The organism is Microbispora rosea (genome assembly GCF_044460045.1).
In the GTDB taxonomy this organism is placed as follows: domain Bacteria; phylum Actinomycetota; class Actinomycetes; order Streptosporangiales; family Streptosporangiaceae; genus Microbispora; species Microbispora rosea.
The window spans coordinates 1-12,570 of the sequence record NZ_JBITJO010000020.1; the positions used below are offsets into that span (position 1 = coordinate 1).

Genomic DNA, 12,570 nt, shown 5'->3' on the forward strand with positions numbered 1-12,570 from the left:
GGCAGTTCTTCATGGGCTACCGATTCGCCATCTTCAACTACGCCACCCAATCCCTCGGCGGCGCGGTCACCGTCAACCGCTTCGACCTCACCACAGCCTGACCAGGAAGCCCTGACCCCACGAAGCCCTGACCCCACCGACGCCGGCCGGACGCCTCAGGCGGTCCGGCCGGCGTCCCGGGCGCTCACCCCTCCAAGCGGTAGACCCGTGTCGCCGTGTCCCGGAAGACGGCATCCTGCTCGGCGGCCGTCAGCCCGGCATCCGTGAGCAGCGCCGAGACGGTCTCGGCCCAGAGGGGCAGAGAGCCGGCGAGGAGGCAGACGGGCCAGTCCGAGCCGAACATGAGACGAGACGGGCCGAACGCGTCGAGCGCCACGTCGACGTACGGGCGCAGCGCGCCGGCGTTCCAGTCGTCCCACGCCGCCTCGGTGATCAGGCCGGAGAGCTTGGCCGTCACGTTGGGCTCCGCGGCGAGCTCACGGATGAGGCCCGCCCAGGGGTCGAGCTCTCCGGACGCGATCGGCGGTTTCGCGAGGTGGTCCAGGACGAAGGTCAGCTCGGGCAGGGCGCGTACGGTCTCGATCGCGGCCGGCAGCTGGTGCGGCAGGACGAGCAGGTCGTAGGCGAGTCCGGCGTCCGCGACCTGCCGCAGCCCGCGGCGCACGTCGTCGCGGGTCAGCCAGCGCGGGTCGGACTCGCCCTGCACCAGGTGGCGGATCCCGCGTAGCAGGGCGCCACCGGGCGAGGCGGCCAGGGCGGCGAGTTCGTCGGCGAGATCGGGCCGGGTCAGGTCGGCCCATCCCACCACCGCGGCGATGGTCTGCGACCGCGCCGCCAGCGCCAGGAACTCGCGCGTCTCCTCCGCGTCGCCGAGCACCTGCACGAGCACGGAGCGGCCGATGCCCGTTCCGGCCGTGGCGGAGGCGTGGTCGGAGAGGGCGAAGTCGCGGCGGATGGGAGCCATCTCCGGGGGGTCCAGCCACGTCTGCGGGCGCACGGAGAGATCCCACAGGTGGTGGTGGGCGTCGATGCGGGTCACAGCCGGAGCCGCCGGGGGAGTCGCAGGGGGAGTCGCATCGGAAGTCACAGCGCGTCGAATGCCTCTCGTGTCAGTTCCCTCAAGGGTCTGCCGGTCGCCTGGGCCAACGCGGCCAGGTCGTCGTACTCGGGTTTGACCCCCCACGGCCCGTGCTTCATGCGGACGTCCCGGCCGTGCAGGCGTACGGTCTCGAAGTGCCGGGGGAGGGCGACCTTCTCCACCATGCCGCGCCGCAGGCCCAGGCTCCCCGTCTCGGCGAAGACCAGGGTCTGCAGGTCGTCGGCCAGCTCGGGGGCCGTGAGGACGTGCAGGACGTGCGCGGGGCGCCCCTTCTTCATGACGGCGGGCGTGACCCAGGCGTCCGCCGCGCCCGCCGCGAGGGCGCGGTCGATGACGTGCCCGAGAACCTCCCCGGTCACGTCGTCGAGGTTCGTCGACAGGACGATCTGCGTGCCTTCCCCGGCCCCGGGCTCTCCGGGCATGGCCACCGGCTCTCCGAGCATGGCCACGGTCACGTTGGGCCGGTCGGGCAGCACGCGGCCGCCCGCGCCATACCCGGTGGCGCGCAGGGCCATCTCCGGAGCCGGGCCGTACGCGGTGCCCATCGCCTGCAGCAGGGCCGCCCCGGTGGGCGTGACCGCCTCTCCCGCCTCCCCGCCCCGCACCCGCGCCCCCTTCAGCAGCGCGAGCGTGGCGGGAGCGGGAACGGGCAGCACGCCGTGGCGGGTGTGCACCGTGCCCCCGCCCAGCGGCAGCGGCGCGGAGTGCACGCGCGTCACCCGGAGATCGCGCAATGCCGCCGCGCATCCGACGATGTCGATCAGGGTGTCGTGCCCGCCGAGTTCGTGCAGGTGGACGTCGGCGGGCGGGACGCCGTGCAGTGCGCCTTCCACCTCGGCGATCGCGGTCAGCGCCGTCTCCGCCACGGTCAGACCGGTCCGGGCCGCCATCGTGATCAGCTGTGCGGCCGGGCGCTCGGTGGCGTCGTCGTCGACCTCGATATGAACGCGGGTGGCGGTCAGCGCCCCCGTGCGCACCCGTGCGGCGTCGAGCCGCCAGCCGGTGAGCCCGGTCGCGGCGACCGCCTGCCGTACGGCGTCGAGCGAGGCCCCGGCGTCGAGCAGCGCGCCGAGCAGCATGTCGCCCGCGAGTCCGGTGAAGGGGTTCAGGGAGAGGATCACCGGCAGGTCCTCCTCGTGAGGCGGTAGGCCGCGAGGGCGGCGCCGAATCCGGAGTCGATGTTCACCACGGTCAGCCCGGCGGCGCAGGAGGTCAGCATGGCCAGCAGGGCCGTCACGCCCTCCAGCGCCGCGCCGTATCCGGTGGAGGTGGGCACCGCGATCACCGGTGTCTCGACGAGGCCGCCGACGACGCTGGCCAGCGCGCCCTCCATGCCGGCGACGACGATCACGCTGTCGGCCGCGCGCAGGTCGTCGGCGGCGGCGAGCACGCGGTGCAGCCCGGCCACGCCGACGTCTCTGACCACGACGGTCCGCAGGCCGAGCGCGGAGGCGACGGCCGCCGCCTCAGCCGCGACGGGGCCGTCCGCCGTTCCCGCCGTGACCACGGCCACGGTGTGCTCGACCGGCCGCGCCGGACGCCAGACCAGCAGCCGGGCGTCCGGGTCGTACGCACCGCCGGCGACGAGCGCGCGCACCTCGCCGGCTGTGCCGGGTTCGACCCGCGTCACCAGGACAGGCCCGGTGTTCCGGCCGAGCAGGGCGGTGACGATCCCGGCGATCTCGCTCACGCGCTTACCCGGACCGTACACGATCTCAGGCAGCCCCTGGCGCGCCTCGCGGCCGAGATCCACGCGGGCGAAGCCGAGGTCGAGTGCCTCGCTCATGCCGGCACGACGGGTCCGGCGGTCAGCGGCGGGGTGGCGTGGAGCCGGTCGTCGCCGGTCGCCACGGCGAAGCGGAGCACGGTCACTCTCCTGCGAGGTAGGGGATCGTCATGGGGCCTTCCGGCAGGACGCAGACCCGTCCGGGCAGGGCGCGGACCGTGGCGGCGATGTCGCCGGTCTGCTCCAGGTGGGCGGCGGCCAGGTCGGCGTCGCTCAGATGCGACGTGTGCATGATCACGTTGGCGTGTCGCTGGATGCGGGCCTGGATCTGCACCTGCCACTGGTCGGGCACGGTCTCGGTGCGGCGGGAGATCTCCTCGAACAGCGCCTCCGGAGAGGCGGCGGAGGTGAGCACGTCCCGATAGGAGCCGTGGTCGGGGAAGCCGTCCCGGCACTCGGCGGCGCAGACGATGGTGCCGCCGGGCCTGACGACCTGGGCGGCGGCGCTCATCCCCTTCACCGACTGGTACAGGTTCTGGTCGAGCGGGAAACCCGCGTTCGTCGTCACCACCACGTCGAAGGGCTCGCGAACCGGGCGCATCGCGGCGGCGCGGGCGGCGGCCGTGGCGGCGGTGTGCATCGCGAGCAGGTCGCCGCCGAACGCCCGCACGATCCGCTGCTCGCGGTTGAGCACGACGTCGAGGGCGAAGGTGACGCCGGTCGCGGCGGCGATGGCGCGGACGTCGTCGTGGACGGGGTTTCCCTGGATGACGCCCCAGGTGGCCCGGGGGTCGCCGATGCGGGCGGCGTCGTGCAGCGTGAGCACGGTCTCCAGGGCGGCGAGCCCGGGCGCGACCAGCTTGGGGCCGCCGGAGAACCCGGCGAAGAAGTGCGGCTCGACGAAGCCGGTCGTGATCCGCACATCGGCGTCGGTCCACTCCCCGTTGAGCCAGACCGGCACGTCCTTGCCGTGGCGTCCCATCCACCTCAGCGACGACGCGTCGCGCGCGTCGTGGTTGACGATCCGTACGCTGTCCACGATCTGGTCGCCGAACATGGCGCGTAGTTCGGCGTCGCTGTTGCCGCGGTGGGTGCCGGTGGCCACGAGGATCACGACGTCGCCGATGTCGGCGATCCCGTCCAGTTCGTCCAGGATCGCCGGGATCATCAGGTGCCGCGGCTGGGGCCGCGTGCCGTCGCAGGCGGAGATCGCCACGGTCTGGCCGGGGCGCACCCGCTCACGCAGCGGCGGGCCCGCGACGGGTTCGCGCAGGGCCCGGCGCAGTTCGGCGGCCTCGTCCGTCACGGCGGGCCGGGCGACCGGGGCGATGACCGTGGTCCGGTCGTCCGGCAGGTCCACGACCAGGCCGCCGGTGCCGTAGGCGAGATCAACCCGCATGGTCCAGGTCCTCCCAGAGCGCGTCCGGGATGTCCGAGGCCGCCAGGGCCAGATCCTCGGTGATCTCCTCCGCGCTGCGCGCGCCGATCAGGACGTTGGCGACGGCCGGGTGGCGGTGGGGGAAGCGCAGGGCCGCGGCGGGCAGCGGCACGCCGTGGGACGCGCAGACGCGTCCGAGCTCGCGCGCTCGCTCCAGCACGGCGGGCGGGGCGGCGTCGTAGTCGAAGGTGGTGCCGCCGGCCAGGATCCCGCTGTTGAACACACCTCCGGCGATCACGGCCACACCCCGCCGCTCGCACTCGGGCAGCAGTTCCTCCGCGGCGGAGCGGTCGAGCAGCGTGTAGCGTCCCGCGACCAAAACGGCGTCCAGGTCGGTCTCGCGGACGAACCGGGTCAGCATCTCGGCCTGGTTCATCCCGGCGCCGACGGCGCCGATCACCCCCTGGTCGCGTAACTCCGCCAGCGCCGGATACGCCTGACCGGCGGCCTGCTCCCAGTGGTCGTCCGGGTCGTGGATGAACACCAGGTCGAAGTGGTCGAGCCCGGTGCGGTTCAGGCTGTCGTCCAGCGAGCGCAGCACGCCGTCGCGGCTGTAGTCCCGCACCCGCACGAAACCGGTGCGGCCGGGGAACCCCTCCTCCTCGCCTTGTCCGGGCACCAGCACCCGGCCCACCTTCGTGGAGACGACCGCCTCGGCGGCGGCGGCCTCCGGCAGGGCGCGCAGGAACCGTCCGAGACGCTCCTCGGCCAGCCCGCTGCCGTAATGCGGCGCGGTGTCGAAGTAGCGGATCCCCGCCTCCCAGGCGGCGGCCAGCGTCTGCCCGGCCTCCTCCTCACTCACCGGCGCGAACAGCCCGCCCAGCGGCGCCGTGCCGAGCGCGTAACGTCCCAGCCTGCCCGCCAGGCCGCCGGCGGCGGCCGTCACGACGTCACCGGCCTCGGACGCAGGCCCGACATCCCGCCGTCAACGGCCAGCTCGACCCCGGTCGTGGATCCCGCCCGCGGGCTCGCCAGGTAGGCCACCGCGTGGGCGACCTCCTCCGGCGTCACCAGGCGGCCGTGCGGCTGCCGGGCGGCCAGCGCCGCCCGCTCGGCCTGGGGATCGGGCGCGGCGCCCAGCAGCCGGCCGACCCAGGGGGTGTCCACGGTGCCGGGAGTGACGCAGTTGACCCGGATGCCCTCGCGGATGTGGTCGGCCGCCATCGCGCGGGTCAACGCCAGCACCGCTCCCTTGGACGCCGAATACAACGCCCGCTGCGGCAGGCCCGCCGTCGCGGCGATCGAGCAGGTGTTGACGATCGCGGCGTGCGGGGACCGGCGCAGGTGGGGCAGCGCCGCCCGGGTGACCCGGGCGACCCCCACCACGTTCACGTCGAGCACCCGCAGCCACTCGGCGTCGTCGTTGTCGGCCACCGTGCCCAGCGCGCCGATGCCCGCGTTGTTCACCAGCACGTCGATCCGGCCGTACGCCTCCGCGACCGCCGTGACAGCCGCACGTACGGCGACGTCGTCGGTCACGTCACAGGCGAACTCGGTGTCCTTCAGGTCCAGGACGGCGACGCGGGCGCCGCGGGCGGTCAGCTCCTCGGCGACCGCCCGGCCGATGCCCGACGCCCCGCCGGTGACGATCGCCACCAGGCCGTCGAACTCTGGGGTCATGCCTGACCCATCCGCTGGCGCTGACGGCCGAGACCGTCGATCTCCAGCTCGACCACGTCACCCTCCCGCAGGAAGGCCTGCGGGCCACGGCCGAGCGCCACACCCGCCGGGGTGCCGGTGTTCACCACGTCGCCCGGCTCCAGCACCATGAACTGGCTGAGATACCAGATCACGTGATGCACGCCGAAGATCTGGTTCTTGGTGCCGCCGTTCTGCCGCAGCTCCCCGTTGACCCACAGCCGCAACCCCAGCGCCTGCGGATCGCCGACCTCGTCGGCCGTCACCAGCCACGGACCCAGCGGATTGAACGTCTCACACGACTTGCCCTTGTCCCACTGGCCGCCGCGCTCGTTCTGGAACTCCCGCTCCGACACGTCGTTGGAGACCGCATACCCCGCGATCACCTCCGCCGCCGCCTCAGGGGACTCCAGGTAGCGCGCCGTACGGCCCAGGATCACGGCCAGTTCGACCTCGTAGTCGGTCTTCACGCTCCGGCGCGGCACCAGCACCTCGTCATCGGGGCCGACCACCGTGTTCGACGCCTTCATGAAGACCACCGGCTCCGCCGGGATCGCCGCCCCCGTCTCCTCCGCATGATCGGAGTAGTTCAATCCGATACACACCACTTTGCCCGGCCTGGCAATCGGCGCGCCTATCCGCTCGTACGGCCCCGCCTCCGGGAGTCCGCCCTCCGCCAGAGCCGACCGCACCCGTTCGACGCCTCCCCCGGAGAGGAAGGCGCCATCGATGTCGGCCGTCAACGACGACACGTCGAACACCCGCCCGTCGGGCGTGAGCACGCAGGGTCGCTCCTCGCCCGCCGGGCCCACTCGCAACAGCTTCACGATCTTGCCTCTCCGCTGGTTCTCAGGGCCATACGCCGAGCCGAGCCTGTCAGATTCATCGGGTTGAAGTAAAGGCTTTGATCGGATATGGGTGGACTTGCCTTGACCTTTGCCCGGTGTGATCCTACTGTTCCATTCATATTCATCGGATCAATTGGAGTTCGCCCATGCCGACGATCACCTCTGTGAACGTGATCGACATCAGGTTTCCGACCTCCGCGACGCTCGACGGCTCGGACGCCATGAACCCGGACGGCGACTACTCCGCGGCGTACGTGGTGCTGGAGACCGACGACGGCGACCTGGCGGGGCACGGCCTCACGTTCACGATCGGGCGGGGCAACGACCTGTGTGTGGCCGCCGCCCGGCAGATCGGTGCGCGGCTGGCCGGACGCGACGTGGACGAGCTGGCCGGCGACCTCGGCGGTCTCTACCGCGAGATCATGGCCGACAGCCAGATGCGCTGGCTCGGGCCGGAGAAGGGCGTGGTGCACCTGTCGGCCGCGGGCGTCCTCAACGCGGCGTGGGACCTTGTGGCCCGCCGGGCCGGCAAACCCCTGTGGCGCTTCGTCGCCGACATGACGCCCGAGGAGCTGGTCGCGGCCTGCGACTTCCGTTACCTGTCCGACGTGCTGACCCCCGCCGAGGCCGTCGAGATGCTGGCCCGGCTCGCCCCCACGCGTGCGGAGCGGATCGCCGAGCTGGCCGAGCACGGCTACCCGGCCTACAACACCTCTCCGGGCTGGCTCGGCTACGACGACGGCAAACTGCGCCGGCTGTGCCGCGAGGCCGTCGCCGAGGGCTGGACCCACGTCAAGCTCAAGGTCGGCGCCAACGTCGAGGACGACGTCCGCCGGCTGGCGATCGCGCGGGAGGAGCTCGGCGACCGCACGCTCATGATCGACGCCAACCAGGTGTGGGACGTGCCCCAGGCGATTGAGTGGGTCAATCGGCTCGCGCCGTACGAGCCGCTGTGGATCGAGGAGCCGACCAGCCCCGACGACGTCCTCGGCCACGCGGCCATCCGCAAGGCGATCGCCCCCGTCGGTGTCGCCACCGGCGAGCATTGCCACAACAGGGTCATGTTCAAGCAGCTCCTGCAGGCGGGCGCGATCGACTTCTGCCAGATCGACTCCTGCCGGCTCGCGTCGGTCAACGAGATCGTGCCGGTGCTGCTCATGGCCGCCAAGTTCGGCGTGCCCGTCTGCCCCCACGCGGGCGGCGTCGGCCTGTGCGAGCTGGTCCAGCACATGGCCGTGGTCGACTACGTGTGCGTGAGCGGGAGCCTGGAGGGCCGGGTCCTGGAGTACGTCGACCACCTGCACGAGCACTTCACCGACCCCGTCCGCATCGAGCGCGGCCGTTATCTGCTGCCCGAAAAGCCTGGTTACAGCGCTCGTATGCACTCTGAGTCGATCGATGCGTACCGCTACCCTGATGGTCACCAATGGGGAGGCTGACGTGGGCGTCATCGAGACGGCGATCGACACGATCAAGCAGATGATCATCGATGGGGAGCTGCGCCCCGGGCAGAAGCTCCCCGTCGAGAAGAATCTGGCCGAACAACTCGGTGTCGCCCGCAACACGCTGCGCGAGGCCGTGCGCGCGCTGGTCGCCATGAGGGTGCTGCAGACGCGGCAGGGCGACGGCACCTACGTCACCAGCCTCTCTCCCGACCTGCTGCTCGACGGGATGAGCTTCGTCGCCGACATACATCTCGACGCCGGGGCGGGGGAGTTCCTGCATGTGCGCAGGATCCTGGAGGCGGAGGCGACCGCGCTGGCGGCCACGCGCATCCCGGACGCCGACCTCGTCCACCTGGGCGACCTGCTCGACGAGGCCGAGACGGTGGCCGCCTGCGATCCCGTCGACCACGAGAAACTCGTCGCGCTCGACCAGGACTTCCACGCCCTCATCGCCTCCCATTGCGGCAACGCCGTCCTCGCCGCCGTCACCCACAACATGTCCGGCCGCACCGTACGAGCCCGCGTCTGGCGGGGCATGAGCGACCCCGAGGCCGTTCATCGCACCCTCAGGGAGCACCGGGCCGTCTATCGGGCTCTGCTGGCGCGGGACTCGGAACGGGCCAGGCTCCACGCCGCCCTGCACGTCCTCGGCGTCGAGGAGAGCCTCACCGGCTCGGGCGCCTTCGCGGGCGAGGCCGCCCGTGGCTGAGCGTCCCGCTTCCGGGGGAGACGCGGCGGCGGACGCCGGCCGAGTGGACACGGCGGGCGCTGCGGGCGACGCCATGGACCGGCTGATGGCCCGATTGCGCCGTGAGGACGCCGTCGTCGTCGCCTACTCCGGCGGCGCGGACTCCGCGTTGCTCGCCTTCGCCGCCGCCCGAGTGCACGGCGGGCGCGCACTGGCCGTCACCGCCGTCTCCCCGAGTCTGGCCGCCTCGGAGCGGGCCACGGCGCGTGACTTCGCGCGCGCCCACGGCCTGGCCCATCTGGAGGTGTGCACGGACGAGGCCGACAGGCCCGAGTACGCCGCCAACGGCGCCGACCGCTGCTACCACTGCAAGTCGGCGCTGTTCGACGCGCTCACTCCGCTGGCGGCCGCCATGGGCGCCCGGATCGCGCTCGGCACCAACCTCGACGACCTCGGCGACCACCGCCCAGGGCAGCGGGCCGCGGCCGAGCGCGGGGCCATCGCGCCGCTGGTGGAGGCCGGGTTCACCAAGGCCGACGTCCGCGCGGTCAGCCGGAGCCTCGGCCTGGTCACCGCGGACAAGCCCGCCGCGCCCTGCCTCGCCTCACGGGTCAGCTACGGCGACCCGGTCACGCCGGAGGTCCTGCGCAGGATCGAGACCGCCGAGGGCGCGCTGCGCGATCTCGGCTTCCCGGTGTGCCGGGTGCGCGCCCACGCCGGCGGCACGCTCGCCCGGGTCGAGGTCCCGGCCACCGAGATCCCGCGGGCGTGCGAGCTGCGCGAGCGCGTCGATGCCGCGGTCCGCGGCGCGGGATTCACCTTCTGCTCGCTGGACCTGTCCGGTTTCGCGTCCGGGCGCCTCAACGCCCTGCTGCCGCTGCTCCCCTCATGACGCGCCTCCTGCCGGAACCGGGAGGGGCCTGAGCCGGAAGGCGCCAGGACCAAGAAGGCCGGGTGATTCCCACTTCGTTCGAAGCGGGAACCACCCGGCCTTTTCGCGTCTCACGCCCCGGAGGCGTACGCGGCGACGAGCAGGGGAGACCGGCGTCGCGATCCGGCCTCCCCTGCTCGTCATTCCTGCGACTTGCCGCCGGTGAGGCGGGAGATCGCGAGCGCGGTGAGGATGATCGCCCCGTTGAGCGCCTGGATCCACTGCGCGGGGACGCCCGCGAGAGTGAGGACGTTCTGAATCATGTAGAGCAGCAGGATGCCGGTGAACGCGCCGAACACGGTGCCCTTGCCGCCGTTGAGGCTGACTCCGCCGATGACGGCCGCGGCGAACACCGTGAAGATCGCGCCGTCGCCCTGGGCGGCGGCCACGGAGGCGAGCCGGCCCGTCAGCAGGAGACCGCCGATCGCGGCCAGCAGGCTCGCGGAGATCAGCACGATCCACAGCACCCGGTCGGTGCGGATTCCGGCCGCCTTGGCGGCGTCGACGTTCCCGCCGATCGCGTACAGCGCCCGGCCGAACCGGGTGAATCCCATGACCACGATGCCCACGGCGAACAGCAGCAGGCATATCCAGATGGACGCGGGCACGCCGAGCCACATGGCCGAGCCGAAGTAGGTCATCGAATCCGGCAGGTTGAAGAAGGTCTGCCCACCGGAGATGCCCGTGAGGAGGCCGCGCAGCACGATGAGCATGCCCAGGGTGACGATGAAGCCGTTGAGCCCGAAGCGGACGATGAACAGCGCGTTCACCGCCCCGATGAGCACTCCCACCGCGAGGGTGACGGGGATTCCCCAGGCGCCGGGCAGCAGCCCGAGCCCCGGTCCCGTGCCGGCGGCGACCGTCAGCCATGCGGCCACGCCGGGGGCGAGCCCGAAGGTCGACTCGAGCGACAGGTCCATCCTGCCGGCGATCAGCACGAGGGTCTGCGCCAGGACGAGGAGCGAGATCTCCGACATGGTCTGCAGGATGTTGATCAGGTTGTCGCTCTGCAGGAAGATCGGGTTGACGATCTGCCCGACGATCGCGATCACGATGATCGCGGGAACGAGCGCGAAGTCCCGCAGCCGCGCCAGGGGGATCGGCGAACGGCGTCTTCCCGCCTCCTCCGGCGCCGACGGGCTCGGCGGGTGTCCCGTCGTGGCGGGAGCGGTGGTGCTGTCAGGCATCGAGGTCGACTCCTTCCATGGCGGCCACCATCTCGTGATCGTGCCAGCCGGCGGCCAGTTCCGCGACGACGCGGCCGTGGAACATCACAAGCACCCGGTTGCACAGCCGCAGGTCGTCAAGTTCATCGGAGGCGATCACGACGCCTGTTCCGTTGCCGGCGATCTCCTCGACCTTGCCGAGCAGGAACTCCTTCGACCGGACGTCGACTCCGGCCGTCGGCGTGATCAGTACGAGCAGGCGCGGGTCGCTGGCCAGGGCGCGGGCCATCACGACCTTCTGCTGGTTGCCGCCGGACAGCCCGGAAACGGGGAGTTCCGGGCCGGGTGTCTTGATCGCGAGATTCGTGATCATCTCGCGGGCCAGCGCGTCCTTACGCCGGCCGCTGACGAACCCCGCCTGACCGAGCCGCTCGGGCACGGTCATCGTGGTGTTGTCGGCGATGGACATCAGGGGGACGAGCCCCTGATGGTGACGGTCGCGGGGCACGAAGCCCACTCCGGCGGCCAGCGACGCCGGCACACTTCCGGGACGCGGGCGGCTCCCGGCCACCTCGAGGGTGCCGTCCTTGGGAGCGCGCAGCCCGGCGATGGTCTCGGCGAGCTCGGTCTTCCCGCTGCCGCCCAGACCCGCCAGCCCCACGATCTCTCCGGCCCGGACCCGGAGGTCGACGTCCTGGTAGACGTCGCCGTCGCGCAGGCCCCGGACGTCGAGGACCACCGGGGCCTCCGCCGGGACCGGCGGGCGCACGGCGTGCTCCCGCAGCCCGGCGGCCTCGCCGGTCATCGCCGCCACCAGCTCGCCCTGCGGCAGGTCCGCCACCGGCGCGGTGAGGATGTGCCGGGCGTCCCGGAACACCGTGACCGTGTCGCAGATCTCATAGATCTCCTGCAGGTGATGACTGATGAACAGGAAGGTGACTCCCTGCTCCCGCATCGCCCGCATCCGCTCGAAGAGGCGGGAGATCGCCGCGCCGTCCAGCTGGGCGGTGGGCTCGTCCAGGATGATGAACCTCGCGCCGAACGACAGCGCGCGGGCGATCTCCACGAACTGCCGCTGCTCCACCCCGAGCTCCCCGGCAGGCCGGCGGACGTCGACGTCCACCGACCACGCCTCCAGCAGCTCGGCCGCCTTCCGCCACAGGCCCTTCCAGCCGACCAGTCCCAGCCGGTTGCGGTCGTGCCGGTTCAGGTAGAGGTTCTCCGCCACGGTCAGCTCAGGGATGATCGTGGACTTCTGGTAGACGCAGGCGACCCGTTCCCGCCAGGCGTCACGGTCGGACAGCCGCGGCGCGGGGGAGCCGGCGAAGCGGACCTCGCCCTCGTCCGGCGCCTGCAGCCCGGTCAGGATGGAGACCAGGGTCGACTTGCCCGCACCGTTGCGCCCGACCAGTGCGTGCGCCTCTCCGGGTCTGATCGTGATGCGGGCACTGTCCAGCGCCGTCGTCTCGCCGTACCTCTTGGTGATGTGCTCCGCCTCGGCGACGGGCGGGTCCGCACGGACCTGCCCGTCGTCACGGGCGGGTGGAGGGCTCGCGGGCCCTCCCGCGAACTCTTCCATGACCACGCCCTC

Annotated in this window: 12 protein-coding genes; 3 read left to right on the top strand and 9 right to left on the bottom strand. The window is 72.2% G+C overall.

Going from position 1 to position 12,570, the window contains the following annotated elements:
* Positions 1-184: 184 nt before the first annotated feature.
* The 7 genes from ACIBK1_RS40115 to ACIBK1_RS40145 all read right to left on the bottom strand — a co-directional run bounded on the left by ACIBK1_RS40115 (position 185) and on the right by ACIBK1_RS40145 (position 6,728).
* Positions 185-1,039 (bottom strand): amidohydrolase family protein, encoded by an 855-nt coding sequence (locus ACIBK1_RS40115; RefSeq protein ID WP_396740875.1) that lies wholly within the window; start codon positions 1,037-1,039, stop codon positions 185-187.
* 44 nt (positions 1,040-1,083) lie between these two features.
* The gene (gene larC, locus ACIBK1_RS40120) at positions 1,084-2,220 is read right to left on the bottom strand and encodes a nickel pincer cofactor biosynthesis protein LarC (RefSeq protein WP_036409559.1); all 1,137 of its coding nucleotides are present in this window, start codon (positions 2,218-2,220) and stop codon (positions 1,084-1,086) included.
* Positions 2,217-2,885, bottom strand: a complete 669-nt coding sequence (gene larB, locus ACIBK1_RS40125) for a nickel pincer cofactor biosynthesis protein LarB (protein WP_030512495.1) — start codon at positions 2,883-2,885, stop codon at positions 2,217-2,219. Before larB ends, larC begins: the two co-directional genes overlap by 4 nt.
* An 82-nt stretch (positions 2,886-2,967) precedes the next feature.
* Positions 2,968-4,224: a nickel-dependent lactate racemase gene (gene larA, locus ACIBK1_RS40130; RefSeq protein ID WP_030512496.1), complete on the bottom strand. Its 1,257-nt coding sequence runs from the start codon at positions 4,222-4,224 to the stop codon at positions 2,968-2,970.
* Positions 4,214-5,149 (bottom strand): aldo/keto reductase, encoded by a 936-nt coding sequence (locus ACIBK1_RS40135; RefSeq protein ID WP_051762897.1) that lies wholly within the window; start codon positions 5,147-5,149, stop codon positions 4,214-4,216. Before ACIBK1_RS40135 ends, larA begins: the two co-directional genes overlap by 11 nt.
* Positions 5,146-5,883, bottom strand: coding sequence for an SDR family NAD(P)-dependent oxidoreductase (locus ACIBK1_RS40140; protein WP_030512498.1), 738 nt, complete (start codon positions 5,881-5,883; stop codon positions 5,146-5,148). Before ACIBK1_RS40140 ends, ACIBK1_RS40135 begins: the two co-directional genes overlap by 4 nt.
* Positions 5,880-6,728, bottom strand: coding sequence for a fumarylacetoacetate hydrolase family protein (locus ACIBK1_RS40145; RefSeq protein ID WP_030512499.1), 849 nt, complete (start codon positions 6,726-6,728; stop codon positions 5,880-5,882). The genes ACIBK1_RS40140 and ACIBK1_RS40145 overlap by 4 nt, the downstream gene beginning before the upstream one ends.
* A 167-nt stretch (positions 6,729-6,895) precedes the next feature.
* Here ACIBK1_RS40145 and ACIBK1_RS40150 point away from each other — a divergent pair, with 167 nt between their 5' ends.
* Genes ACIBK1_RS40150 through larE form a run of 3 tightly spaced genes read left to right on the top strand, consistent with a single transcriptional unit; the run spans position 6,896 to position 9,774 of the window.
* A complete protein-coding gene (locus ACIBK1_RS40150; RefSeq protein ID WP_076443237.1) occupies positions 6,896-8,188 on the top strand; it encodes an L-fuconate dehydratase in 1,293 nt (430 codons plus the stop codon).
* Between the two features lies 1 nt (position 8,189).
* Complete coding sequence (locus tag ACIBK1_RS40155) at positions 8,190-8,903, top strand: FadR/GntR family transcriptional regulator (protein WP_051762899.1); 714 nt, start codon at positions 8,190-8,192, stop codon at positions 8,901-8,903.
* Positions 8,896-9,774: an ATP-dependent sacrificial sulfur transferase LarE gene (gene larE, locus ACIBK1_RS40160; protein WP_396740879.1), complete on the top strand. Its 879-nt coding sequence runs from the start codon at positions 8,896-8,898 to the stop codon at positions 9,772-9,774. The genes ACIBK1_RS40155 and larE overlap by 8 nt, the downstream gene beginning before the upstream one ends.
* A 179-nt stretch (positions 9,775-9,953) precedes the next feature.
* On the opposite strand, the gene ACIBK1_RS40165 is transcribed toward larE, so the two are convergent.
* Positions 9,954-11,000, bottom strand: a complete 1,047-nt coding sequence (locus tag ACIBK1_RS40165; protein WP_030512503.1) for an ABC transporter permease — start codon at positions 10,998-11,000, stop codon at positions 9,954-9,956.
* A complete protein-coding gene (locus tag ACIBK1_RS40170; RefSeq protein ID WP_051762903.1) occupies positions 10,993-12,558 on the bottom strand; it encodes a sugar ABC transporter ATP-binding protein in 1,566 nt (521 codons plus the stop codon). Before ACIBK1_RS40170 ends, ACIBK1_RS40165 begins: the two co-directional genes overlap by 8 nt.
* Positions 12,559-12,570: the final 12 nt, after the last annotated feature.

Bases quoted from the DNA above. Each gene is read 5' to 3' on its own strand.
- larB (WP_030512495.1), bottom strand. From the start codon at position 2,885: ATGAGCGAGGCACTCGACCTCGGCTTCGCCCGCGTGGATCTCGGCCGC.
- larA (WP_030512496.1), bottom strand. From the start codon at position 4,224: ATGCGGGTTGATCTCGCCTACGGCACCGGCGGCCTGGTCGTGGACCTG.
- ACIBK1_RS40140 (WP_030512498.1), bottom strand. From the start codon at position 5,883: ATGACCCCAGAGTTCGACGGCCTGGTGGCGATCGTCACCGGCGGGGCG.
- ACIBK1_RS40150 (WP_076443237.1), top strand. From the start codon at position 6,896: ATGCCGACGATCACCTCTGTGAACGTGATCGACATCAGGTTTCCGACC.
- ACIBK1_RS40165 (WP_030512503.1), bottom strand. From the start codon at position 11,000: ATGCCTGACAGCACCACCGCTCCCGCCACGACGGGACACCCGCCGAGC.
- ACIBK1_RS40170 (WP_051762903.1), bottom strand. From the start codon at position 12,558: ATGGAAGAGTTCGCGGGAGGGCCCGCGAGCCCTCCACCCGCCCGTGAC.